The sequence below is a fragment of the Micromonospora sp. NBC_00389 genome, from assembly GCF_036059255.1.
Classification (GTDB): domain Bacteria; phylum Actinomycetota; class Actinomycetes; order Mycobacteriales; family Micromonosporaceae; genus Micromonospora.
The window spans coordinates 4,275,405-4,298,800 of the sequence record NZ_CP107947.1 but is presented as its reverse complement, the minus strand read 5'-3'; the positions used below and the strand labels follow the sequence as shown (position 1 = coordinate 4,298,800).

22 protein-coding genes are annotated in these 23,396 nt (G+C 67.0%); 10 read left to right on the top strand and 12 right to left on the bottom strand.

All coding sequences use genetic code 11. From position 1 onward, the window contains the following. Positions 1 to 78: 78 nt before the first annotated feature. Positions 79 to 1,695 carry an ABC transporter substrate-binding protein gene (locus OG470_RS20410; protein WP_328414519.1) on the bottom strand — a complete coding sequence of 539 codons (1,617 nt, stop codon included), beginning with the start codon at positions 1,693 to 1,695 and terminating at the stop codon, positions 79 to 81. 195 nt (positions 1,696 to 1,890) lie between these two features. On the opposite strand from OG470_RS20410, the gene OG470_RS20405 reads away from it, so the two are divergent. Then, positions 1,891 to 2,640 carry a FadR/GntR family transcriptional regulator gene (locus OG470_RS20405; protein WP_328414517.1) on the top strand — a complete coding sequence of 250 codons (750 nt, stop codon included), beginning with the start codon at positions 1,891 to 1,893 and terminating at the stop codon, positions 2,638 to 2,640. Positions 2,641 to 2,938: 298 nt separating this feature from the next. Here the strand turns inward: OG470_RS20405 and OG470_RS20400 are convergent, their stop codons facing one another. From OG470_RS20400 to OG470_RS20390, 3 genes are all read right to left on the bottom strand, one after another. After that, complete coding sequence (locus tag OG470_RS20400; protein WP_328414515.1) at positions 2,939 to 3,139, bottom strand: hypothetical protein; 201 nt, start codon at positions 3,137 to 3,139, stop codon at positions 2,939 to 2,941. Between the two features lie 348 nt (positions 3,140 to 3,487). Continuing rightward, the gene (locus OG470_RS20395; RefSeq protein ID WP_328414513.1) at positions 3,488 to 3,814 is read right to left on the bottom strand and encodes a hypothetical protein; all 327 of its coding nucleotides are present in this window, start codon (positions 3,812 to 3,814) and stop codon (positions 3,488 to 3,490) included. Next, on the bottom strand, positions 3,811 to 6,006 hold the full coding sequence (locus tag OG470_RS20390) for an EAL domain-containing protein (protein ID WP_328414511.1): 2,196 nt from the start codon (positions 6,004 to 6,006) through the stop codon (positions 3,811 to 3,813). The genes OG470_RS20395 and OG470_RS20390 overlap by 4 nt, the downstream gene beginning before the upstream one ends. A gap of 276 nt (positions 6,007 to 6,282) precedes the next feature. Between OG470_RS20390 and OG470_RS20385 the strand changes: the two genes are divergently transcribed. Both OG470_RS20385 and OG470_RS20380 read left to right on the top strand, forming a co-directional pair. Further along, positions 6,283 to 6,813, top strand: a complete 531-nt coding sequence (locus tag OG470_RS20385; RefSeq protein WP_328414510.1) for a hypothetical protein — start codon at positions 6,283 to 6,285, stop codon at positions 6,811 to 6,813. Positions 6,814 to 7,037: 224 nt separating this feature from the next. Beyond that, positions 7,038 to 7,235, top strand: a complete 198-nt coding sequence (locus tag OG470_RS20380) for an integrase core domain-containing protein (RefSeq protein WP_328414508.1) — start codon at positions 7,038 to 7,040, stop codon at positions 7,233 to 7,235. Positions 7,236 to 7,454: 219 nt separating this feature from the next. On the opposite strand, the gene OG470_RS20375 is transcribed toward OG470_RS20380, so the two are convergent. Continuing rightward, complete coding sequence (locus OG470_RS20375) at positions 7,455 to 8,189, bottom strand: hypothetical protein (RefSeq protein ID WP_328414506.1); 735 nt, start codon at positions 8,187 to 8,189, stop codon at positions 7,455 to 7,457. A gap of 56 nt (positions 8,190 to 8,245) precedes the next feature. Next, on the bottom strand, positions 8,246 to 9,163 hold the full coding sequence (locus OG470_RS20370) for a polymorphic toxin-type HINT domain-containing protein (protein WP_328414504.1): 918 nt from the start codon (positions 9,161 to 9,163) through the stop codon (positions 8,246 to 8,248). 89 nt (positions 9,164 to 9,252) lie between these two features. Between OG470_RS20370 and OG470_RS20365 the strand changes: the two genes are divergently transcribed. Further along, positions 9,253 to 10,341, top strand: a complete 1,089-nt coding sequence (locus OG470_RS20365) for an ISAs1 family transposase (RefSeq protein WP_328414502.1) — start codon at positions 9,253 to 9,255, stop codon at positions 10,339 to 10,341. On the opposite strand, the gene OG470_RS20360 is transcribed toward OG470_RS20365, so the two are convergent. Next, entirely contained in the window at positions 10,318 to 10,734 is a 417-nt protein-coding gene (locus OG470_RS20360) for a hypothetical protein (RefSeq protein WP_328414501.1), read from the bottom strand. The genes OG470_RS20365 and OG470_RS20360 overlap by 24 nt on opposite strands. 243 nt (positions 10,735 to 10,977) lie before the next feature. After that, positions 10,978 to 12,039, bottom strand: a complete 1,062-nt coding sequence (locus OG470_RS20355; protein WP_328414499.1) for an integrase core domain-containing protein — start codon at positions 12,037 to 12,039, stop codon at positions 10,978 to 10,980. Between the two features lie 436 nt (positions 12,040 to 12,475). Between OG470_RS20355 and OG470_RS20350 the strand changes: the two genes are divergently transcribed. Then, positions 12,476 to 12,757, top strand: coding sequence for a hypothetical protein (locus tag OG470_RS20350; RefSeq protein ID WP_328414498.1), 282 nt, complete (start codon positions 12,476 to 12,478; stop codon positions 12,755 to 12,757). Between the two features lie 109 nt (positions 12,758 to 12,866). Here the strand turns inward: OG470_RS20350 and OG470_RS20345 are convergent, their stop codons facing one another. Beyond that, positions 12,867 to 14,174: a sugar phosphate isomerase/epimerase family protein gene (locus tag OG470_RS20345; RefSeq protein WP_328414497.1), complete on the bottom strand. Its 1,308-nt coding sequence runs from the start codon at positions 14,172 to 14,174 to the stop codon at positions 12,867 to 12,869. Between the two features lie 74 nt (positions 14,175 to 14,248). Further along, a complete protein-coding gene (locus tag OG470_RS20340; protein ID WP_328414495.1) occupies positions 14,249 to 17,629 on the bottom strand; it encodes a ThuA domain-containing protein in 3,381 nt (1,126 codons plus the stop codon). 799 nt (positions 17,630 to 18,428) lie between these two features. Between OG470_RS20340 and OG470_RS20335 the strand changes: the two genes are divergently transcribed. Further along, a complete protein-coding gene (locus OG470_RS20335; RefSeq protein ID WP_328414493.1) occupies positions 18,429 to 18,941 on the top strand; it encodes a hypothetical protein in 513 nt (170 codons plus the stop codon). 605 nt (positions 18,942 to 19,546) lie between these two features. On the opposite strand, the gene OG470_RS20330 is transcribed toward OG470_RS20335, so the two are convergent. Next, positions 19,547 to 19,816 (bottom strand): hypothetical protein, encoded by a 270-nt coding sequence (locus OG470_RS20330; RefSeq protein WP_328414491.1) that lies wholly within the window; start codon positions 19,814 to 19,816, stop codon positions 19,547 to 19,549. On the opposite strand from OG470_RS20330, the gene OG470_RS20325 reads away from it, so the two are divergent. The 4 genes from OG470_RS20325 (at position 19,809) to OG470_RS20310 (ending at position 22,349) form a co-directional block, all read left to right on the top strand. After that, complete coding sequence (locus tag OG470_RS20325) at positions 19,809 to 20,066, top strand: integrase core domain-containing protein (RefSeq protein ID WP_328414490.1); 258 nt, start codon at positions 19,809 to 19,811, stop codon at positions 20,064 to 20,066. The two genes, OG470_RS20330 and OG470_RS20325, sit on opposite strands and share 8 nt — an antisense overlap. A 98-nt stretch (positions 20,067 to 20,164) precedes the next feature. Then, positions 20,165 to 20,362, top strand: a complete 198-nt coding sequence (locus OG470_RS20320; RefSeq protein ID WP_328426492.1) for a helix-turn-helix domain-containing protein — start codon at positions 20,165 to 20,167, stop codon at positions 20,360 to 20,362. Beyond that, positions 20,280 to 20,708: a helix-turn-helix domain-containing protein gene (locus tag OG470_RS37285; protein ID WP_442930926.1), complete on the top strand. Its 429-nt coding sequence runs from the start codon at positions 20,280 to 20,282 to the stop codon at positions 20,706 to 20,708. Before OG470_RS20320 ends, OG470_RS37285 begins: the two co-directional genes overlap by 83 nt. A 303-nt stretch (positions 20,709 to 21,011) precedes the next feature. Further along, the gene (locus OG470_RS20310; RefSeq protein WP_328414488.1) at positions 21,012 to 22,349 is read left to right on the top strand and encodes a hypothetical protein; all 1,338 of its coding nucleotides are present in this window, start codon (positions 21,012 to 21,014) and stop codon (positions 22,347 to 22,349) included. Between the two features lie 507 nt (positions 22,350 to 22,856). Here OG470_RS20310 and OG470_RS20305 read toward each other — a convergent pair. Then, positions 22,857 to 23,330, bottom strand: coding sequence for a hypothetical protein (locus OG470_RS20305; RefSeq protein WP_328414486.1), 474 nt, complete (start codon positions 23,328 to 23,330; stop codon positions 22,857 to 22,859). Positions 23,331 to 23,396 lie beyond the last annotated feature (66 nt).

Here is a 23,396-nt window from a genome sequence, read left to right as displayed (position 1 = left end):
TGACTCCTCGGCGGGTGGGACCGGGCCGGAGGTGCGGCGGGGCGGGCGGCGACGGTCCGGCCGCCGCCCGCCCCGCCGTCAGACGCGCTCCGCTTGGAGCAGGTTGATGCCCGGGTAGGCCTGCGGGCGGATGCTGGTGAGCCGCTTCGGGTCCCAGGCGGTCATCAGTTCGGTGTGCACCACGGGGTAGAGGACGGCCTGCTCGGCGATGACGTCCAGGTACTGGTGCGTCAGCGCGAGCTTGCGGGTCTGGTCCGGCTCCCGGGTCGCCTGGTCCATCAGCGCGAAGATGTTCTTGGCCTCGGCGCTGCTGTCCCACTTGGTGTACTTCATCCAGGTGCCGCCTGGGGTGTAGTTGTAGCGGAGGATGAGGTCGGCGTCGAGGCCGAACTGGTTGGGGTTCGACGCGGCCGCGACGACCTGGTAGTCCTGCGACTGATCCATCTTGGTGAACAGTGCGCTGGTGTCCTGCGGCTGGAGGGTGGTCTTGACGCCGATCGCGTTCCAGGAGTTGGCGATGGTGGGTAGGCAGTCGGCGATCCAGCTGACGTTCACCGCCATGAGGGTGACCGACAGATTGGTGACGCCGGCCGCGGCGAGCAGGGACTTCGCCTTCGCCGGGTCGTAGCCGTAGACAGTCTTCGCCTTGGCGTACGAGGGGTTCTGTTCGTTGAGGAAGCTCGTGGACGCGCTGCCGTGGCCCTTGAGCGCCACGTCGATCATCTTCCGCGTGTCGATGGCGTAGAGCAGCGCCTGCCGGACCCGCACGTCGTCGAACGGCTTGGCGCCGGTGTTGAACATCAGGAACATGTGGTTCATGCCCTTGCCGCCCTCGACGGTGAGCCCGGACTTCTTGAGCTGGTCGATGTTGGCGTAGGGGATGTTGTCCGCGATCTGCGCCTCGGCGGACCCGCCGGAGATCTTCGCGACCCGGGCGGAGCTGTCGACGATCGACAGCCAGTTCATCTTCTTGAACAGCGCCTTGCGAGGCCCGTTGTAGTCGGCGAACGCCTCGAAGGTGGTGTTCGACTTGGGGTTGTGCGCGGTGAGTCGGTAGGGGCCCGAGCCGATCGCCTTGCCGCTCTTGGCGGCGTCCCAGCCGCCGGCGGCGCCGAACACGTGCTTCGGCATGATCTTCGCGATCGAGAGGCGGCGCAGGGCATCGGGGAACGGGAAGTGGAAGACGAGTTCCACGTTCCGGTCGTCGACCCGCTTCACCTCCTTCAGCCAGGAGCGGAAGAAGGAACTGACCAGGGTGGACTTGTCGAGCACCCGGTCGAAGGTGAAGAGGACGTCGTCCACGGTGACCTGCTGGCCGTCGTGCCACTTCGCGCCCTCGCGCAGAGTGAATCGCCAGGTGGTGGCCGCGGTGTCGGTGGGCAGCGCGGTGGCCAGCGCGGGGTAGGGTTCGCGGCTGACCGGGTCGGTCTCGACCAGCCCCTCGTAGATGTGGTTGTTGGCGGCCATGGAGAACGCCGACGCCGTCATCGTCGGGTCCCAGCTCTGGTCGTTGCCGTAGCCGATGACCGCGGTGACCAGGTCCTTGTCGGTGCCCGCGCCCACCGAACTGGTGGACGCCGGGCCGGACTGGCAGGCGGAGATGTTGGCGGTCACGACAGCCGCCGCGCCGAGCATCCCGCTGAAGCGCAGGAAGTCGCGGCGGCTGTGGTGGGCGCGGGATACCGGGGCGCTCACGGTGCCTCCTACCGAGTTTAGGTGACTGACGTTACTGCTAGGACGTGGGACGTTCCACATCCCACCTCCTCGGTTAGGATGGAGGCTAGAGTGGCCGTCGCGACCGGGTCAAGGGAATGAGTCGGACAGGTTTCCCGGAGGTTTCGACCTCGTCCGGCCCGGTCGGCGACCGTCGGCCGGCCTGCGAGTCATAGGATGTCCAGCGGAAGGTTGAGCCTGACCATGAGTGTTGCCGACCGTCCCGTCCGCCCTCGAACGAGTCGCGCCGCCGAAGCCAGAGAGGCGGTGAAACGGCTGATCCTCGACCGAGGCCTCGGCGTGGGCGACGCATTGCCCACCGAGTCGGAGCTGATGCGGGAGCTCGGCATCAGCCGCAACTCCGTCCGGGAAGCACTCAAGGCGTTGCAGGCCGTGGGCATTGTCGAGATCAAGCACGGCTTCGGCATGTTCGTCGGGCAGATGTCCCTGGGCGGACTGGTCGACGAACTGGCCTTCCACGGCCGGATAACCCCCGCCGGCGGCGGTCACCAGCTCGGCTACCTCATGCAGGTCCGGGAGGCGCTGGAGAGCGGCCTGGTCATCCAGCTCATCCAGTGGCACCGCGAGGCCGATCTGACGGCCGCGGTCGAGGTGCTGGACCAGATGGAGGCCGAGGCCCGCCTCGGTGCCGTTTCACCGGAGATCGACCGGCTCTTCCACGACGTGCTCTATCTTCCGCTGCGCAACCCCCTCGTCGGCCAGTTGCTGGGCGCGTTCTGGGACGTGTACCACCAGCTACGGCTGGACCTCGGCGCGCCGACCGAGTCGCCGCAGGAGGTCGTGCACCGGCACCGGGTGATCCACGAGGCCGTGGTCGCCGGCGACAAGGAGGCAGCGGTTACCGCGGTGCAGGCCCACTTCGACGGCGTACGCGAGCGGCTGGCACGCCTGCGCGGCCGTTCCTGACCCGCCGGCACCCCGGCCGTCGTTCAGCGGGTCGACTCCGGGTCGATCATATCGGCGACGGTCGCGCCCAGCGCCTCGATCGCCCCAGACCACCTCGACCAAACGATCACCGCCACGGCCAACGCTCAGCCATTGGACCAACTCACGCCATTTACTGCCGCAGCCGAGGCCACCATCTCCACCTGTGACACAAGCTCGCCCAGTACCGGGCCGCCCTCGACGCCGGCGCAGATCCCGCAGTGGTCACCGACTGGATTACCCAGACGCAGGCCGAACGGGCACGAGCCGAAGCCGATCTTCAATCGACCCAGCAGACGAAGCCACGCCGGATGAGCCGCTCCCAGATCGCGACCTGGTCCGAGGGCTCGGCGACATCGTCAACGTACTGCGCGACGCCGACCCCGACGACAGAGCCGAGGTCTACCGGCAGCCAGGCCTCCAGCTCACCTACCAGGCCGAAACGCAAACGGTGCGCGCTGCAGTGGATCTCAGCGCGCACCGTGGAGTGATGGTTTGTATCCGAGGAGCGATCGATACCGCAACCCCACCATCGCGATGCAGCGACTATGACGTGACAATTGAATGTCGACGATAACAGCCGGGCACCAGCGAGCTTTTTTGGACACTGCGGACCTTGCCTAGCTACGCTCCTCGCTTTGGTCACGGTGGATTGGACTGTCGACTGTCGACGCCAGCTCGGCACCACCGAGCAGCACGAGGCACTGCAAGAGCCGGACTACCGGTCGCCGAGCCAGCGGCTGCGTCGTGGGTCGTGAGGGGAAGGCCCTGACCAGCATCTCGTCGGTCAGAGCCTTCGCTGGCGCACTGATTCTGGGATGTGCGGCGTCTACCGGCTCTCCTCATCGAGCAGTGGTTCAAGTTGCCGAAGCAGGGTCGCTCGGTTGACGTTGGACGGTAGCTCGATCCGCAGGCTGATGTTTGCCCCCTCGACCGTCAGTACCGCGGGCCTTTGATGGTTGCGGAGGCGCCAGTTGCGTATCGAGGAAACCAGCGCCTCCGCCTGTGGCTGCAGCGTGGCCAGGGTGGCGAGGTTCGCCAGCACGGCAATCCCCTCGATCGCCACGGTGATCGCACCGCTGTCGCGAACCCCCTCATAGGGCAGGTCGAGTTCCTCGATCACTTCAGGCGGTAGCAGTAGCTTGACGCTCGTCACTTTTCCCCTCTCACGAGTGATGCGATCCGCTCCTGCGCGGCTGGGTCCAGCTCGCGCAGCGTGGACGAGGCGACCGCACCGCTGAAGTAGCCCTGCACGTGATGGATGCCCAAGCGGAAAATCTCGTACAGACTTACTGGTGCGTCGTCGTCGAAGCCCTCGACAATGACTGTCCTCGACTGCCCGGTCTGTCCCTGGTCGCTGGCGTAGCGAGCGATGCGCGCAACGAGCGCCAGTTCCTCCAACGCCATGGGGTGGTGCAGGATCGCCCGATCGACCTTGATCTGGGTGAGCGGCAGCTCGGCCATACGCGCCAGCGATGCGTAACCAACTCCGAAGTCGTCGACCGCGAAGCTGATCCGCAGCTCCCTCGCGAGTGTGGTGAGCCGGTTGTGGAAGTAGACCAGAGGCTCCTGCGGCCATCGCTCGCCCGGCTCCGGTTTGATCGGGTCCTGCTCCGAGATTTCCAGTGTCAGGGTTCGAGGATGCAACCCCGCCTCGGTGAGCGCCTTGCTCACCTGGCCGAGGTACGCGTCGCTGAGCAGTGAGCGGACCGCCACGTTGACCGACAACGGCTTGGTTCCCTGCCATCCGGAGGCTGCGTCGGCTTCGGCATAGGAGTGGATTGCTTTGGCTACGAGGATGGCATCGCGTTCGACGACAAAACGATCACCCCAGTCGTGAGCCATCCGCAGCGCGGACCAGGGAGCGCGCAGCTCACCGTCGTTGCGCCGGGCCAACGCCTCGAAACTCTGGACGCTTACACCAGTCGCGCGCTGGTCCAGCTCGACGACCGGCTGGAACACCATGGTCATCGACCCGATCAGCTGTTGGTAGAGGCTGAAGGCATCGCCGTACAGCTTGAATGGCAGTCGGCCGAAAGAGGTGCGCAGGGCGGTCAGGACGGTCATCTCTGATTGCATGGGATCAGCCGCCGGGTCAGATTCCCAGACCGCTCGAAGCATGACGGCCAGCGGCTCACCCATGTCCAGCTGGGCAAGGGCCGGGTCGACCACCGCAAGTGTAAGAGTACGGTCACCGGCGAACGAGAGGGGCACGCAGAGCATCCGGCGGCCGACGCCATGCGACACAACGTAACCCGGCGTCGCCTTCGGATGCTTCACACCGTCGATGGCCGCGGTCTCCAGCATTGGCGACAGCATGTCCTTGTCGAACCGTGCCGTGCGGTTCACCACACCGACGCCACTGCCGGCGAACTCCACGACCGCAGCCGATTCCGCATCGAGCGCGTGCCGGATGAGTTCGACCCGACCGTCTCGTTCGCCCGGATTTGACTGGTCCGCTGAGCGCACGTCGACGCGGAACATCCGATCGAGCAGCTGCCGGATCGAGCTTGTCTGGTCCTCAAGCGGGTTGAGGCAAGGGCGTGTGATGCCCGGATTCGCCGGGCTGTTGAGCGCTTGGCGGTCGTGCCGGGACATGGGCGGTTGGGTCAGCACCGTGGTGGCCCCGTAGACGTGCGCCGTGTGCACCGGTGGCGGATCCATACCCTGCTCCGCGACGAACGTCGCCATCTGCGCGAACGAGACCCGTCCGGCCTCGTCGCCTGCCCTGCCCCGCAACGCCCGCAGCACGTGGTGAGTCAACGTTCCGTGCTCATGTTCGGCGTTTTCCCGGGTCACCGATCCGCTGGGGCAGGCGAGTAGGGCATTGTGCCGAGGTCGGTCCACCGCCTCCGCGTATGACTGCAAGACCTTGATGTTGCGTCGATCGGCATCAGCGTAGACACCCGCGTGGCAGCAGTCGAGCACCAGGAACGAGGCACCCGCGAAGGCGTCGAAGATGTCCCGCTTGAGGAAGGACATTCGCAATCCGTTGTCGGGTTCGCGAGCAAGCATCGCCGGATCAAGGTCTGCCGTGACTAGATAGGCATCGAGTTGATCGCTCCATTGCGGTACAAGCGTATGACCGGCGAAGTAGACGAATAGGACATCCGATGGTGCGGATTGCAGAGCCAGATCACGCAGGAACACCTTGATCTCGCGCCAGGTGGCTTGCGGACCGACGAACATTTTCACCGCACCGTCGTCGAAGGTGCCAATGTCTCGGTCCAACAAAACGCCCCGCAGTGCGAGAGCGTCGCTCTCGGCGTACCGGAGCGGTGGTAGTTGGACATCACGGCCGCAGTGGTCGACTCCAATCAGGACTGCCCAACGTCTGCTCGGCGCCATCAACCCCCCAGGCGATCCTCTGTGATAACAGCGTGAGTTCGGCTCGATGCCGGGAGTGACACTATCGGCAATTCCGCGTACCCACCGCCCTGAGCGATCGGTCAGATTTCCGTCAGGCGCCGAAGCGCGACAGCGCACAAGGCCATCGAGCCCGGCTCCGGTTCAAACCGGAGGGTTCCGACGGCCCGATCGATGCCGCCGCCATCCGTGCGGCCGGCAGGCTGCACCCGGTGGAGACGGACCGCCTGTGCGTCTTCGCCACGAGGATCCCTCGGTATGAAGGTCGACGTGTCAGATGACCAAGGTGAAGAGGATCCCCTGGCCCGATGGCTGAACGAGCAGTCAAAGCCCCCTGCGCATCCGCAAGCCCGACGGCCAGGCGGTCTGCGGTTCGCGTTCTACGGTCGGATGTCGACCGTTGAGCACCAGGACCGGGTGACGTCCCGGCACTGGCAGGTGGACTGCGCCACCGAACTCGTATCCGGTCACGGAGCGATCGTCGCCAAGTACTTTGACGTCGGCTGCTCCCGCCGCCGAAGCTGGCGGCACCGCCCGCAATCCGCTGCCCTGTTGGCCACGCTCGGCGATCCTCTTCGCGGGTTCGACGCAATCGTGGTCGGCGAGTACGAACGAGCCTTCTCAGGGAACCAACTGCTGAACCTGATGCCGCTGCTCGAACAGCACGAAGTGCAACTGTGGCTTCACCGTCGACACCGTGCTGCTCAAACGAATCTACGTGCTCTTCTTTATCGAACTCGCCACCCGCCAGGTCCACGTCGTCGGTGTCACCGCGCACCCGACCGGTAGCTGGGTGGCGCAACAAGCACGGAACCTGCTGATGGGCCTCGACCAGCGGGCAGACGGGCTGCAGTTCCTGCTGCGTGACCATGATGCGAAGTTCACGGCCGCGTACGACACGGTCTTTACCGCGGCGGGTATCGACGTACTCCGCACACCTCCGCAAGCCCCGATGGCGAACGCCTTCGCAGAGCGCTGGGTCGGGCACGGTACGACGCGAGTGCACCGACCGGATGCTCATCCTCGGCGAATGGCACCTGACGAAGGTCCTGACCGAGTACACCGAGCACTACAACGGCCACCGGCCACACCGATCACTCGGCCAACGACCGCCCAACCCGCCACCGCAGGTCGTCGACCTCACCGCCGCCCGGGTCCAACGACGCCCGATCCTCGGCGGACTGATCAACGAATACTCGCAGGCAGCGTAGCCAAACTGGATTTACGAGCCCCACACGATGGTTTGTGCCTGGTCCGGGGACCGGGGGCAGCCTCGCCACCGTGCTCGAGCAGGCCGGGGGTGGCTAAGGCTGCGACCCTCGCCCGGTCCAAGAACCGGGCGAGGATCCCCGCTGTCACAGCGACTTCACGTTGACCCGTTGCCATCCTCGCCCGGTCCGGAGGTCGGGCTCGGCGAGCCGATCACGAAGTCATGCAGCTCGTCGGAGAATTTCCGACGCCAATTCGACTGCGACGGCATCAATTGAGTCAAGCACTTCCCTCTGTAGCCGTTCCTCGATCATTGCGCCCAACATCCGACTATCAGTGAGCGACAGCCCAGGACTTAGCCACCGTATCCACTCAACCACCATTCGAATCCAGAAGGACCTAATTGCCGGGCGGGGAGCGGGAGACTCGCCAATCAACTTGATCGCAGCCGCCAGGCGATTCATTGGAGAGTCGTGTCCCGACAGTATCAACGCTAGCTCATCGGAAGGTTCGAGTTCACCGCCAACCGCCCCACAAACTTCGAACAAGCCAAGCCCAGCCACAGCCGTCAGCGCATGCGCACCTTGTCCGGCATCAACGATGACATCGACGCGGGACGCAAAACCCGGGTCATCCACCGAAATCGCTACACGATGACGACCACGGATACCAACGGTCGAACTAAACCGCGTCAGACCTTCGACATCGAAGACCGCGATAGCCTGATCGGCCAAAATGAGATCATCATCGAACACGATCTTCCCCGTTCGCGGACCGACCCCTTTCCATAGCGATACCCTGACTAGCGCAGCTTGTCCCCGTGTAGCGATCAGAACATGAGCACCCGATGCCGCGGCATCTGCACCGTTTAGCGCTAGACGATCATCAACGTTGCCTGCCGAGCCGACCACGATGATCGGGTGGTTCGCGTAAACATCCGCAGAGCCGATTTTCATTTCATTCCTTTCGGAGGAACCCGATCGGTGGGCGAGCTAAGGACGCGAGCGTTTGATCAGCCCCGTGTATGACCGGGCAAGAGTTCCAATAGTCTCTCATACGCTCCCGGCGCATTCGGATTATATATTCCGTGATTCCGAAGTATCTGTTGGCCCCTTTGGACCGCTGTTGCCTGACCGGCACTGCAGGTACCCGGGCATTGAGGAAAGAGGCGCTGTTGGCCACCGATCGGGGACAGCCCTGAGGGAGGTTGATGGTCGCCAACCATCGTAACGTTCGGATTGACCGCTCCACAGGTGTGACACGGCAATCCTTGCATCGCGGCGCCTTGCGAAGTAGTAACGGTTGGCCCAGTAGCGGGAATACTCACATCCGCATGCGGTCCCACCCGCAATGTGTCGGCTTGAGCTTGAGTCAAACTGGTGTCGCAGTTGTGGACAAGAACCGGTGCATCGCCGGTTATCACATAGTACGTATGGACTTTGCTGACTGTCAGATCGTGCATAGCCTGAAGCCCGACGAAGCTGTGAACCTTGACAACGATCACGGGGTCGCCGGAGGTTGACTTCAGCCACTCTTCCGGTCGAAGGTCCTTGGCATCGACCCAGTCGCTCCTGCTGACGCTCCAGAAGGGGTGGTGTTGTGTTGTCTTCAGAGTGCTGAAGTTGCCGTCGGCGGTGCGTACGGTCAGGTCGGTCAGGGCTTGGTCGACGTTGTTGTGAAGTTTCTCGACGGTCTGGGCGCTGGTTTCGCCGGTTTGTGGGTCATGTGCGAGTACCTTGTCGCCCTCGGCGATGTCGCCGATGGGGCGGCTGGTGCAGGGCTCCGGCAAGGTAGCGATATGACCGGTCTGGCCGTTTGAGTGCAGACGCTCCTGATCATCACGGTATGAGGACAGGCGCGGCCTTTCGATGATCATCCAGGTGTCGAAGCTGGGAAGATCAAAGAGGACCGCGCCCGTTGGGAACATCATCGCTGATTGACGTGTTGGCCGTGCACGCGGACCGCTTGGACGAGCCGTTGACAGGCGGCCGGACGAGCTTGGTCACGGCGTTGAGGCAGGTGCCGGACCGGCGAGACCCTCGCGGTGTCGTCCATGCGCTGCCCGGGGTCCTGGCCGCCGCGGTCGCGGCGGTGTTGACCGGCGCCCGGTCCGCGGCGGCCGTCGCCGAATGGGCCGGCGACGTCCCGCAGCAGGTCCTCGCCGAGTTGGGCGTGTTCCGAGACCCGCTCACCGGGGTGTATCGGGCGCCGGACGAGTCCACATTCCGGCGGATCCTGGCTGGCGTCGACGCCGACGCCCTGGACGACGCGGTCGGCCGGTGGCTCATCGCCTCCGGGCCGGCGGCAGGAACCCCGACCGGGCGGCGTGTGTACAGCGTGGACGGCAAAACCCTGCGGGGCAGCGGACCGGCCGGAGCGCAGGTGCACCTGCTGGCCGTGCTGGACCAACGCACCGGGGCGGTCCTCGCCCAAGTCGACGTGGCCGGCAAGACCAATGAGATCACCCGCTTCCAGCCGCTGCTGGCCGCCCTCGACCTGAGCGCGGCGCTCGTCACCGCTGATGCGTTACACACCCAACGCGAGCATGCCCGCTGGCTCGCCGAGACCAAGCACGCCGGCTACCTGTTCACCGTGAAGAAGAACCAGCCGCGTCTGTATCGGCAGCTCAAAGCCCTGCCCTGGACGAAGGTCCCGGTCCAAGACGAGACCGGCGAACGCGGCCACGGCCGCTACGACATCCGCCGTCTACAAGCGGTCACCTGCACCGGGCCGCTCGCCCTGGACTTCCCACACGCCGTCCAAGCCCTGCGGATCCGCCGCCGCCGACTCAACCTGAGCACCGGCCGCTGGTCCACCGTCACCGTCTACGCCATCACCAACCTGACCGCCGCCCAGGCCAACCCCGCCGACCTGGCCGACGGGCTACGCGGACACTGGGCCATCGAAACCCTGCACCACATCCGCGACACCACCTACGGCGAAGACGCCAGCCGCCTGCGCACCCGCAACGCACCCCGCGCAATGGCCACCCTGCGCAACACCGCGATCAGCCTGCTCCGCCTCGCCGGCATCACCACCATCGCCCAAGCCCTCCGCCGCAACAGCCGAAACCCCTACCGACCGCTACAACTCCTCGGACTCACCTGAAGTCCGGCATATGACTACCTTGCCGGAGCCCTGGCGGCTGGTGTTGTCGGCCATGACCACGGGGGTGGCTGGATCAAAGCTGTGTTTCGCGCAGCCGTCCTTGGCTCGTGGTGCGCCGCCGCCTCCGTTGCCGCCGGGTTTGCCTCTGGTGGCTGGGGTGGGGTCCTTGGTTGGCGGTTTGGGCGTCTTGGGCGCGGGGGCGGTAGTCGCTGTGCGTGCGTCGGCCTTGATGGCGGCCATTTCTTCGGCTTCTTTTGCCGGGTTGATGCTGGGCGCCTTGCCTGTCGGCGCCTTGCTAACGAGCTTCTTCGCCTTGTCCAGAATGAAGTCCGCAGCTTTCTTGCAGAAAGCTTTGATTTTGCAGAGAAAATCAACGCCGGGGGCAATGGACACGGCACTTACTGCAGCGCTGGCGTAGTCCTTTTCCTCGAGGTACCAAACGACGTTAGCGACGTCGCAGCCGACGCCACCCTCTCGCCGGCCCGGTGGCAGATCTCCGCGTCATCCCCCGCCCCCGAGAAGGCTTCCTCGTACTCCAGGAGCGGATCCTTCAATCCGCCCTTGAGGAGGAACCGGAACCCTGTGCCGTGCCAATCCTCTGCATAGGGCCTGCGAGCTGGTGTTTTCCCGCTGCGGTCAGGCTGCTCGGCTGTACTCGTTGATCAGGTTATGAACGACTCGGCGTTTGCGCACCGGTCGGTCGAGCGGGATCACGAGGACCGGTTCGTGGCGGGGTGGATGCTGGTCGAGACTCTGATGTGGACGATGGTCGTTGAAGTGCCGGGCATAGCCGTCGAGGATGGTGCGGGCGTGTTGTTCGTTGTAGATCAAGAGGTGGTCGGTGCATTCGCGGCGGACGCTACCGATGAACCGCTCGGCATAGCAGTTCGCCCGTGGTGTCCGCGGGGGGATCCTGACCACCTCGATGCCCTCGGCGGTGAACATCGCGTCGAACGAGGTAGTGAACCTGCTGTCACGGTCTCGGATCAGGAACCGGAATGAGCTTGCCCGCTCACCGAGGTCGACGATCAGGTTCCGGGCTTGCTGGGTGGTCCATTCGCCGGTCGGGTTGGCGGTGACCCCGAGGATGTGGACCGTGCGGGTGACCACTTCCATCACGACCAGCACATAGATCCGCCGCAGCGCGATCGTGTCCAGGTGGAAGAAGTCGGTAGCCAACAGCCCGTGCGCCTGGGTTCGGAGGAAGCGCCGCCAGCTGGTATCCACACCGCGCGGCGCCGGTCGTATCCGTGCACCGGCCAGGATCCGACGGATCGTGCCGGCACCGACCCGATACCCGAGACCGACCAGCTCGCCTTGGATACGGCGGTGTCCCCAGTTCGGGTTCTCCCGTGCCAGCCGCAGGACCAGGTCGCGGATCTCGGTGTTGATTGGCGGCCGGCCTGGCCGGTTCGGGTGCGTCCACCGGCGCTGGACCAGCCGGCGGTGCCAAGCCAGCAGCGTGGCGGGCGTAACGAGGCGATGCCAGCGCAGCCGGCCGGGGAGCAGCCGCGTCAACGCGGACAGCACCGCCCGGTCCGGCCACGACGGTCGCGGCCGGCCGACCTGCCGGCGCAGGACGGCGACTTCGTGCCGCAGGACCAGCAGCTCCGCAGTCTTGGCGGCGTCGCTGCGCGATAGCCACGCAAGCCAGCCGAACACCTGAACCATGATCAGATACAGCAGCCGGAACACCATCACACGAGCATGCGTCCGACCGGCGAAACGGCAGCTCACAACCCGTGCGACGAGTTATGGCACGGCACAGGCTTGGGCCGGGACTGTCGGTAGAACACGTCGGTAAACCGGTGGTCGATCCTTTACGGCTTGAAGACCGACGACCCCGACGGCAGCGGCCCGGCTGATCGGCGCATACCTACGTCGCGCACTCACCCGCGCCAGGGCGGACGGCAGCGCCGACCCGTTCGCCTTCGACCACCTCGACGCGGAGCGGCGGGGCTTCGACGACTAGCGAGGTTGCCGCGGCAGCACCGGCGGAGTTCGTCAATCAGGTCCTGCCCTACATCGTCGGCGTCGTCGACGCCACCGCCGAGCTGCGCCGGCCAGATGGACTCCGGTCAGCAGCCGATGGAGGTACTGAAATCTCGGCGATGACCACGGGATCGACGACGCGGTGTTCGGCCGCGTTGAGAAGGGCCTGCGCCGGCTGGCGGTGCTCCAGCCGCGTGAAACGGTTGCGATGATCCGGCCGCTCGCCGACAGCGACGCCGACGAGTTGCGGTTCCTGGCATGCCGCAAGTTCACCGCGGCGAGATCCGGCGACACCGCTGTCGACTGGCTGTTTTCCGACAAGCGCAATCTCAGGCTCGGTTGGGCGGACAGTCCGCGCAGGGCCTCGCGCGAACTCATCGAGGTCGCCACCCGGCGCTGCGACTATGAGCACCTGCACGCGTGATCGCGGTCTGGCGGGAAGGCGGGGAAGAGCATCGCCCTCCCCCGCCCGCCGTCAACGAGCCGGGCCTGCGGATTCTCCGCCGGGCCGCCCGCATCGCCAGCGTTGGCTGTCAGCCCCGTAGGGCCCCCATGCCGGACGCGCTGATCTTGCTGAACCGCAGGGACTGTCCCGGGTCGGCGGCACCACCGGGTGCGTTGTCCTGCTCATAGTTCGGGTTGTGGTATCCCTTGGCGCCCATGTCGCTAAAGAACGTGTCGAAGTCGATGTCGCTACGCGGGTCGCCGAAGGGGATCATGTTGTAGCCGTTACCCACGCCGGCGGGTTCCGCGGTGCGGTCGCCGTCCTTCGCGTGAAACAGCGCGTACCGCTTGGTCTGCCGGGCGACCTGGGCGAGCGGGTCGAAGATGTCCTCGACGCGGTTGCCCTCCCAGTCGTAGCGCCAGCGGTGCTGGTGCTGCGCGACGTTCGCCCAGAAGATGTCCAGTTCGACCACGCACAGCGCCGGGTCGGTGATGTCGAGGTAGTGCTGCATGAGTCGCTTGCCGGACTCGCCGCGGACCACGGTCGGCGCGATCGGCGCGCCGGTGATGCGGTCCTCCGTCACGGTGACCAGCGGGCCATCCTGCAGGAAGTTGTACGCCGGCGAGTGGTTGTGCGGGTAGAGGTGGATCCCCCACTGGAGGCTGAGCACATTTAGCGCCTCCCACTTCTGGCCGGCCACCGTCCAGGGCTCGATGTTGCGGTTGTTGGCGCTGGTCGGATCGTTGCCCGTGCCCATGTACGGCATGCCGAGGACCGACGCGAACTCGAGTTCCAACTGGAAGCGGGCGTAGTCGGCGGCCGACATCGCGCCGCCCGGACTGCTCTGGCCCGGCCACGTGTTCGGGATGAAGCCGTGGTTACCGACCGCCTCCAGGCCGAACTCGTCAAGGAAGCCACGCAGGGTCCGAGCGTACGCGAGGTAGGCCGCGCGCGACTCCGCGGTGACCACGCCGCCCGGCGCCGGGTTGGGCGCGGCGCCGCCGGGGTTGGCGGCGTTCTGCCCGTAGCCGGCGAACTCGATCTGCTTGAACCCGAGGTTCGCGAGGGCCTCCAGCAGTTCCCGCCAGCCACCCGGCAGCGGGACCAGCGGGCCCAGGTCGGTCGGGTCGGCGGGGAAGTCGGGGCCGCCGAGGTAACCCATCGTCGGCGCCACGCCCAGCGCCGCGCTCGCCGCGATGCCGACCCGGGTCGGGACGTCCCGCTGGGTGTACGTGATGGTGCCCATCTTCCCGCGTGGGATGAGCCGACCGCCGGCCGCGCCCGCCGGGGAGGCGGCGAACACGGACGCCGGGCCGAGCGGCGTCAGCGCGGCGGCCGCCGTCACGCCCGCGCCGGTGAGGAAGCGGCGTCGATTGATGTTCCTGTACAGAACCATGATCCATTCCTTTCGTACCGTTGGCGGTGGCGATGTTGGCCGGGCGCGGCGGTGGCGGCGCCCGGCCCGTACTGCTAGGGCGCACTCACGCCCTGTCCCCCGAACTCGACCCAGTTGAGGTTGAAGAAGTTGTTTGTCGGTCCGCCCGCAACGGGACGGAACACCAGGTAGAGCCGCTGCGCCCCGCTCGGATCGCTGATCGGGAACGTCTGGCTTGCGTACGTGGTCGCGCCCGCCGTCGGCACGATCGTGACGGTGGCGAGGATGGGCCCGTTGACCGCGTCGCGGCGCACCTCGACCGCGCCGGTGCCAGCCGCGCCGCTGCCGCCCGAGGTCCGGAAGGTCAGCGAGTCGATGTACTGCAGGTTGTAGGTGCCGTTGAGGGCGATCCAGTCGCCGTTGCCGAGGCTGCCGCGTTGCAGGCCGCCGCCGACGTCGGCGGACGTTGCGGTGTTCGTACCGGACTGCTCGACCGCGAACTCGACCTCCTGCTTCTTCTGCAGGATCGAGACCTGGTCCACCGTCGTCAGCGCCGGCACCCCGCCGGGGCCGCCGAGGTCGGTGTACGAGGCACTGATGATGCCGAACACGTTCCCGCCGTGGGAGACGTCCTCGGCGAAGGTCGGCAGCGTTCCGGAGCAGCCGGTCGCCGTCGACTCGGCGTGCCCGTGGGAGTCGTGGCCGAGCACGAATGTCACCTCGACGCGCGAGCAGTCGATCGGCCCGTCCTGCAGGTCACTCACGTTGACCGCGAACGGGATCGTGTCGCCGAAGGCGAACAGCCCGCCGTCGACCGGCACCGTGACGTCGACCGTCGGCGAGGTGTTGCCGACCGTGATGGTCGTGTTCGCCGACGCGGTCTTGCCGCTGGAGTCGGTGACGGTCAGCCGCGCCGTGTAGACGCCGTTGGCGGTGTAGGTGAACGTCGGGTTCGCGTCGATCGAGTCGGTCGTGCCGTTGCCGTCGAAGTCCCACTCGAACCTGATCGAGTCGGCCGGGTCGGGGTCGCGCGAGCCCTCGCTGGAGAAGGCGACGGTCAGCGGGCCGACGCCGTCCGTCGGCGTGGCGCCCATCACCGCGATCGGCGCGCGGGTCCCCTTGACGTAGCTGAACTTCACCAGCGCGGCGTCCGGGTTGGGGGCGAAGAAGCCGTCGCCGTACGTGAGCAGGTAGAAGCTGCCGTCGTCGCCCCACATCATGTCCATCGGGTTGTCGCAGATGAACGGGCGCGTCGGCGTGGTCGGGGCGGGGCCGCAGTTGAGCAAATTATTGATCTTCAGGACATCGCCGGCCGAGTCGAGCCGGATCTCGCGCAGATAGTCGCGGGTGAACTCGCCGAAGAAAATGGCCCCGTCGTAGTACTCCGGGAACTTCGTCGGGTTGGGATTGGCCGGGTCGTAGTCGTACTTGGCGGCGCCGTGCGGCCCGATCCCGCCGGTGCCCATCTCCGGGAAGAGCTGCGGGCAGGTGCCCTGCGGGCTCTGGGTGTACGACGCCGCGCACGGGGTTCCGAGCGGGTTCGCCGCGTTGTTGTCCTGGTAGGAGTACCACAGCTCGGACCGGTGGATCGGCGGCGAGTAGGTCAGGCCAGTGTTCCAGCGGGACGTGTTCGCCGGACCGCGGGTCGGGTCGCCGCACTCGTACGCCTGGGGCGGGCCGTCGAGCGGTGTGGAGGTGGTGAAGTTCCACCGGTAGTAGGGCAGGTCGGGCTGGTAGCACAGCGGCCAGCCGTAGTTCGCCGGCTCGCGCACGACCATCATCCGGCCGGTGCCGGCGGGGCCGCGGAACGCCTGAGGCGTCTGCGAGTCCGGGGAGTAGTCGGTGACGTACGCGATGTCGTCGTCGTCGAGCGTGATCCGGAACGGGTTGCGGAAGCCCATCGCGTAGATCTCGGGCCGGGTCTTGCCGCCGCCCTCCTCGTCGCCGCTGAAGAGGTTGCCGTCCGGGATCGTGTACGACCCGTCGGGCTGGACGGCGAACCGAAGGATCTTGCCGCGCAGGTCGTTGGTGTTCAGCGACGAGCGGCGCGCGTCGACGAACGGGGCATTGTAGAGACCGGTCGCCGTGAGCATGTCGTTGTGCGGGGAGAAGCCGCCGGAGTTGCCACCGCCGGCGGGGGTGTCGTCGCCAGTGACCATCCACAGGTTGTTGTGCGAGTCGAAGTCGATGTCGCCGGCGACGTGACAGCACGCGCCGCGGTTGACCGGCACCTTGAGGATCTTCTGCTCCGAGGCGACGTCGAGGGTCGGGGTCGGCCCGTCGACGAACTTGAATCGGCTGAGCTGGAAGTAGCCGTTCCACGGATCCCAGACGCTGGGGTCGACGCCGGTGCTCGGCGCGTTCGCCGTCGGGGTGCTCTCCGGGAACGGTGCCTCCATCGTGAGCGGCGAGTAGTACAGGTAAACCCACTTGTTGGTGGCGAAGTCGTTGTCGACCGCCGGCCCGTACATGCCGTCCTCGCTGGCCATGTAGACCGGGAGCTGGGCGAGCAGGTGGGTCGTGTTGGTCGCCGGATCGTGCAGGCGGACGCCGCCGCGGCGGTCGGTCTGCACCACGCGACCGTCCGGCAGAACGTCGAACCCGATTGGCTCGTTCACGTTCGGCGGTGCCGCCACGTAGTCCATCTGGTAGTTGGCGAGCACCGTGGCGCCGCAGTCGCCGTCGGTCGTGCCGGCCGCCCAGCGGATCGCGCCACCGAGGTGAGCGCGCAGGTCGGTGGTGCCGAAGCTGGCGGCGGTGCCGCCGAGGCCGGTGTAGAACGACCGACCGCCCTGGTAGTCCTTGCACCAGGTGATCGGGTGATCGGCGCCCATCGCACCGCCGGCATAGGTGGTCTCGTCGACCGTGGCCAGCACGTGGGAAACGCCTCGCACGTTGGCGGCGAAGTTGTACCACCGGTCGGTGCGGTTCCACCGTTCCGGCAGCGTCTCCGACGCGGGATGCACCCGGTCGGCGACCTTGATGGTGGCGGCGGTGACGTCGACCGCGCCGGTGGCCCGGGTACCGAGGACGTCGGTCAGGAACGACCAGCTCGGCTCCGCCTCAATCGCGGAGTGGACTGCCACGAAGCCGCCGCCGTCGCGGTAGTAGTCCTCGAAGGCGTTCTGCTGCGCGTCGGTGAGCACGTCGCCCACGGTGTTGAGGAAGACCACCGCGCGGTACTGGCTCAGGTGCGGGCGGTCGATCTTCCTGGAATCGTCGGTCACCTGGACCGCGAACCGGAGCTGCTTGCCGAGCTCCCGAATGGCGGCGACGCCAGCCGCCGTCGAGCCGGACACCGGTCCGGTCGTCTTGGTGAAGACGAGGACCTTGAACTGGTTGCCGGTGCTGACGGGCGCCGGCTCCGCCAGCACGGCCGGCGTGGGGCCGGCGACGACGCTGGTGGTGGTCAGGGCGAGCAGGCCGGCGGCCGTTGCCGCGCGGCGGACGAGGTCGACGAAGGGACGTGATCGCATCAGCGTGTCCTCCAGGCGTGGCACGGCGGACGGGCCGCGCGCCAATTCGGGGCAGCCGGGATCCGGCCGTCGACGGACGACCAGGAGCTGCTGCCGTACGGAGAGTTCGCTTGCCGGTCCGATCGGCTGCCGCCGCGCAGCGCGCAATCGAAGACCGGCGTCAGTGGATCAGTGAAGCGAGGCGACATCGCCGAATATGCGCCCGCTCGAGGCCGGATGAGGGTTGCGATGGGTGTGCCGGGCCCTAGCGGTTGAAACAATACGAGGACGTTTCCAACAAATAAAGAGGTTGATGCGCTGAAACTTTTGGCGATTCACTTCCTTTTTGGGCCTCTATAAAGGCTGGCTTGCTAACGGCGTCGTACCGAGCGGCAACGTCACATCAATCTGCCGGAATCCGCACATGCCGGAAGTACGCGTCCGCGAGGCTTCACCGCAGCGGCACGAGAGCGTAGGGCCTGGGGAGCTGACCCCAGCGCCCTTGTTGCGGTGATCCCCCGCGAACACTCGTGTCACCGCGATCGGCGCGCTGCGCCGCGCGCCGTCCCTGCCTGCCAGGCTCGCTAATGCTGGCTTCGCCGAGGCGTAATTGGAGGTGCTGACACCAGCCGACAGGTAACGCTCTTGACTCGCCCTGCCGATTCGAGCGGACCTCCGCCGCATACTGCGCGAGATGACCTGTCGTAGTCCCCTGTCATGATCACCCGCGGCCTTGGTTGGGTGGCGACGGGACCGCCCTTACCGCGGCAGCCCCGGCGCCACCGGCATCGCTATATAACCACTGAGGAGATATCACACGGTGCGTAAGACCATCATTGCAGTCGCGGCGATCGGGGTCGCCCTGCTTGCCACGGCGTTTGGCACCGAGACCAAGCCCGAGCAGGCCAAACCGGCCGCGAGTGGCGCGGCTGCCGCCGAGACGAAGGCTGCTACCGAGCCGAAGACCGTGGACGCGGCCAAGGCCCTGGCCCAGCGAGAGTTCGACACGTACGCCTCCGGGGATTGGAAGGGTGCGTGGGACCTGTGGACCAGTGTGGGCAAGGCGGCGATTTCGCGTGACGAGTACGCCCGGCTGAACGCCGAGTGCAAGACCATCACGGGCCTGACCTTCGAGATCACGACGGCCCGGTTGGAGGGCGAGGACACTGCGATCGTGAACTACAAGCGGTCGATCGTGGCCGGCACGTCCGAGATCCGGTATGTGGACGGCCAGTGGCGCTATCAGCCGGACGCGGAGTCGATGGCGGACTACGCCAAGGGCGTGGACAAGGTCATCGCCGAGGGTCGGGCCAGCGGGCGCTGCGAGAAGTAGCTGAAGGGTCGTAGCACTGCCTGTGCCGTGCCAAAACTAGACGCACCGGCTGTGAGCTGTGGCTTCGCCTGGCTGCTGCACGATCGCTTGATGATGGTCCGGATGCTATATCTGATCATGGTTCGGGTATTCGGCTGGCTGACGCTGCTCACCCGAAGCGACGCGGCCAAGACCGCGGAGTTGCTCGTGCTACGGCATGAAGTCGCCGTGCTGCGCCGTCAGGTTGGTCGGGCACGACCGTCGTGGCCGGATCGGGCGGTGCTGTCCGCGCTGACGCGGCTACTGCCCCGCGTGCTGCGGGAGCACCGGATCGTGACCCCGGCGACCCTGCTGGCCTGGCATCGTCGCCTGGTCGGGCGGCATTGGACGCATCCGAGCCGGGCGGGCCGTCCCCCGATCGGTGACGATGTCAGGGATCTGATCGTGCGCATGGCTCGGGAGAATCCTGGCTGGGGCATCGCCGGATCCAGGGTGAACTCGTCGGGGTCGGGCACCAGGTTGGTGTCGGCACGATCCGCCGGATCCTCGCTCGTACCAGGATCGGCCCGGCCCCACGCGGCGTCGACACCTCTTGGCGGACCTTTCTGCGCGCCCAGGCGTCCGGGCTACTCGCAACGGACTTCCTTCATGTGGACACCGTGACGCTGCGGCGGTTGTACGTCCTGTTCGTGATGGAGGTCGCCGCCCTCAGGGTGCACATCCTCGGCGTCACCGCGCATCCGACCGCGGCCTGGACCGCCCAGCAAGCCCGCAACCTGGTCATGGACCTCGACGAACGGATCGCGTCGTTCCGGTTCCTGATCCGCGACCGCGACGCGAAGTTTCATCCGGCCCTTCGACACGGTCTTCGCCGCCGAAGGCGTCGACGTGGTCAAAACTCCGCCACGAACACCTCGGGCGAACTGCTACGCCGAACGGTTCATCCGCAGCGTTCGACAGGAGTGCACCGACCGGATCCTGCTCTACAACGAGCGCCACGCCCGCACCGTGCTCCACGAGTACGCTGCTCATTCAACGGACACCGACCACATCAGAGCCTCGCTCAACATCCACCGAACCACGACCCAGCCGTGGTCATCCCGATCAACGCCCCGATCCGACGCCAACGAATCCTGCACGGCGTGATCAACGAGTACGGGCGGGCAGCCTGACCTGATCGACGAAGTCCCAGGTCACAAGCCCTGCATCGAATTTTGGCACCGCACAGGGCCAAGCGGGAGGCGGTGCGGTTGCAGGCGGCGGCCTGGTTCGCCGAAGGTGTGCCGGTGGTCGAGGTGACGGGCCGGCTGCGGGTATCACGGACCGCGGTGTACGGCTGGCAGCAGCGTTGGCGGCGCGGTGGTGAGCAGGCCCTGGCGTCGAGAGGGCCTGGCGGATCTCGGCCCCCGGCTGGACGCCTCCCGGCTGTGTCGTCTGGCTGATGCCCTGGACGAAGGCCCGGCCGTGCACGGCTTCGGCGAGGATCAGCGCTGGACCCTGGCCCGGGTGTCGGATCTGATCGCGCGGATGTTTCACACCCGCTACACGCTGCGCGGCACCGGGTATCTGTTGCACCGGATGGGCTGGTCGGTGCAGGTCCCGCGGCATCGTGCGGTCGAACGTGACGAGGCGGCGATTGCGACCTGGTGGCGGGAGGTGTGGCCGGCGGGAAAACGGTATCGACGCAGCGCGACGCCTGGATCTGCTTCCAGGACGAGGCCGGTCAGACGCTGCGCCCACCGAAGGCCCGCACCTGGGGCCGACCCCGGTGGTTCCCGTGTCGGGTAAGGGATCCGGCCGGATTTCCATCGCCGGTCTCGTCTGCGTCAAGCCCGGCCGGCGCAGCCGGTTCATCTACCGCACCACCGTCCAGCGTGGACGCAAAGGCGAACGTCGCAGCTTCGCCGAAACCGACTACATCCGGCTGCTCGACGCCGCACAGCCTGGCCGGCGCTCGGCTTCAGCGAGACGTTCCTCCGGCTGCGCCGGCTGATCCGCTACTGACCGGCCGCGACCGTTACGTCCGTCAGCGGCTGCGGGCTCGGCGCGCGGAAAGCGGCAGATGCGTGCGTATGTGGCAGCATCCTCGGCGTGCCGCATCCCGATGAACCAGCGCTCGTCGTCTACGTCGCAGACAACTCCTCCGGAGTCGCGCTCGCCGTCTACGACGCGACCGACTCGGCCGTTGCCCGTGCCGCGCTGCAGGCCGCGGCGGCGGAGATCTCCCAGATCCCCCACCCGGCCGAGCCGAAGTGGAGCCTGCCGAACTGGTGCGAGGTGCTCGATGAGGACGGCGTACCCGTCCTGCATTTGGACATGAAAGACGAGATCCGGTACGCCGCCCTGATCGTCCGGATCGTCCTCCACGCGTTGGCTGCCGCCGGGGCCGACGGAAAACTGGAACCCAAGCGGCAGCCGGAGGATCCGTTCGAATACGACCCGAGGGCCGCCCGGTTCGCGGACATGGAACCGCTGTCCGAACTGGACGCGCGCGGGCTGCCATCCGGCTTCCCCGACGGTTTCCCGGTGCCGGAGGAGGCCACTCTCGTCCAGGCCGGGCATTCCCGGGACGGTACGGGTGAACACGCGGCGTGGCGCCGGTCGACCGGCCCGTTCACCGGATACCTCGATCGGCTACGCGCCTACGGCTGCACGTTCGGTGTCGTCCCCCGGCCGCTCGCCGGCGACGGCACCGTCCGGTACACGCTGTGGCGGGACGGCGCCGGGGGAAGCGTGACGCTGTACCAGTCCGAGGCGCGGTCGACCCACTCGCCGGTGTACTGGTATGTCAGCGTCGTCTGGCAGCCGCAGGCCGAGCCGCCGGCCGTCGCCGTAGAGCCGGATGAGGCACCGGACACCCGGCCGCTCCCGTCCGGGCCGGCCGCCGTCCGGGAGGTGGCCGAGTTCCTGCTGCCTCCCGAGCTCGTTGCCGGCTACGAGGCGGTGGCCGCCATCGCCGCCGCCGGCCACGCACTCGAGCAACTGGTCAGCGCCCGGCCGGACCCGGCCGACCGGCGTCCGGCACCGACCATGGTCGCGGCCCGGCTCGCGCCGGTCCTCGGTCGGCTCGACCCCGGGCAGCTGAAAATGGTGCGGCACACCTGCCTGACGATGGTCGCCAACCTGGTGGCCGCCGGGCGGCGTCCCCGCTCAGTCGGCCTGAACCTGGTCCCCGACGAGGACGGCCACCTCTACGCCGCGGATATCCGCGAACGCGCACCGGGTGTGGTGGAGCCGAAGCTCATACCGGTCCTGGAAACCGGCCTGGCGCTGGTCAAGGGCGGGCCGATGGTGGCCGAGGCGCTCTCCGGTGTCCCCGGCAGCGCGGTACGACCCCTGGCGGACCGGTACGTGTGGCTCTTTGCCGGCCTCGAGCCGGAGCAGCTGACCGCGGCACGGGACGCCTGCTGGCGGATCTTCGAGGATTGACCTGGACAGTCAGCCGAACGGCGAGGATCGTCACCAGCACGGCGAGCGCGAGGGAGAACAGCGCGGCGCCGGGTCCGTGACCTGGTGCTGCGACTCGCGGCGGAGAACCCGACGTGGGGGCACCGCCGGTTTAGGGGCGAACTGCTCAATCTCGGTCATCAGGTGGCGGCCAGTACGGTCTGGAAGATCCTCCACCGGGCCGGGATCGACCCGGTACCACGCCCGGTCCGGACCGACCTGGAAGCAGTTCCCGACCGCCCAGGCGCACACGATCCTGGCGTGCGACTTCTTCACGGTCGACACCGTGTTCCTCGAGCGGATCTACGTCCTGTTCTTCAGCCCCGCCCGACCAAGGTCACGAACTGCGTCTGCCGTTTCCATGAGCAGATTGCGGGAGCCCAGCCGGGCACCGCCCACCACCGAGCGTGGCCGGGACGATCCACCTGGCCGTGCGCCTGCCGGAGTCCCGGTGGCGGGCGCGCAAGTCCGCCAAGCCGGTCGCGTTGTCTACCTGGGCACCGTCACCTGCTGTTCCGGTGTCGGCTTGCCGGCGCCGGGGAAGTGCACTTCGGTGTCGAAGGCGAGCGGCCCTGCGCGTCCGCCCATGGTGTAACCGGTGAATTTGATCGTGTAAGCGTCGAGGTCGGTGGTCGGCGTGACCGCGTGCGGTACCTGCCGGCCGCAGGATGCGGTGTGCCCGGGCCCGTTCCCGCTCGGCGACGACGCCGTGAGCGAGTAGTCCTGTTCGCCCTGCCGGCTGACCCGGCAGGTGATCGTCAGCGTCAAGGGTTCCCGCGAGTCCGGAAGCCACTGACCAGCATCGAGGAAGAAGGGCTCGACGAAGACGTACGGGTTGAGGTAGTAGGCGCCGGTGTCGTTCTTGCGTAGGCGTTGGGTGCAGAACGCGAAGTTGCCTTTCGTCTTCCCGCTGCGGGAGGTGTATACCCGCTCGCCAACCCGCAGGGCACACGTCTGCGACACGAGGGTGTAGCCCCCGGGGTATTCCGGTGCCGGGCTGGCCCTGCCGGCGGGAGCGGGTGGCCGTAG